Source organism: Oscillibacter sp. CAG:155, assembly GCA_000436875.1.
Lineage (GTDB): Bacteria > Bacillota > Clostridia > Oscillospirales > Oscillospiraceae > Oscillibacter.
On the sequence record FR890862.1, the window covers coordinates 1 to 745 of the forward strand.

1 protein-coding gene and 1 pseudogene are annotated in these 745 nt (G+C 57.6%); one reads left to right on the forward strand and one right to left on the reverse strand.

Features of this window, described 5'->3' with window-relative positions:
• Window positions 1-292, reverse strand: a pseudogene (locus tag QZL67_RS02850) (4'-phosphopantetheinyl transferase); the annotation flags it as partial.
• A gap of 224 nt (window positions 293-516) precedes the next feature.
• On the opposite strand from QZL67_RS02850, the gene QZL67_RS02855 reads away from it, so the two are divergent.
• A partial coding sequence (locus QZL67_RS02855) for a CHC2 zinc finger domain-containing protein (RefSeq protein ID WP_292919732.1) occupies window positions 517-745 on the forward strand: 229 nt, incomplete at its 3' end.

The following is a 745-nucleotide window of genomic DNA, read 5'->3' on the forward strand; positions in this document are numbered from 1 at the left end:
ACACCCCCGCCAGCACCGCGCCCGCCGTGTGGCTCAGGTTCCAGTGCACTTCCGGGAAATCCGGGAAAAACGGTTTTCCCGCAGGGCCCCGGGCAACCGGCGGCAGTGACCGCCAGCCCAGCCGCCTCCGCAGCGCCAGGAGCAAAAGCCCGTAAGCGCACAGGGGTTCCCTCTGTTCCGCCTGCCACAGCAGCCGTTCCCGGCGCTCCGGCGGCAGCAGTTCCAGCAGCAGCGCCGCCTCCCCATCCGTCAGCGACCGGTCCGGGCGGACGGCCAGAAGTTCTGTGGACATGGCCGTCCCTCCCCTTCCGCAAAAAGCCGCCGGGGAACCGGCGGCGCAATCAAAATTATTGTATGTGACAGGCTCCATTTTGTAAATTCTCGCCTTTCACAAAATTTTTAAAAAAATTTGTGAAAAAAAAGAGGAAATCAAAAAACGACGGGGTATATCTAAAGCGTACATTGGTATGATTGGTGAAAAATGCGGCAAAACTGAGCGAAAGGAGGGACTTGGCCATGGCATTTCCCCAGAGCTTTCTGGACGAACTCATCGCCCGCAGCGATATTGTGGACGTGGTAAGCAGCTATGTGCAGCTGACCCGTAAGGGTTCCAATCTCTTTGGCCTTTGTCCCTTCCACAGCGAAAAGACCGGCTCCTTCTCCGTCTCCCCGGACAAACAGATCTACTACTGCTTCGGCTGCAAACGAGGCGGCGGCGTGGTGAACTTCATCATGGAGGAGGAAA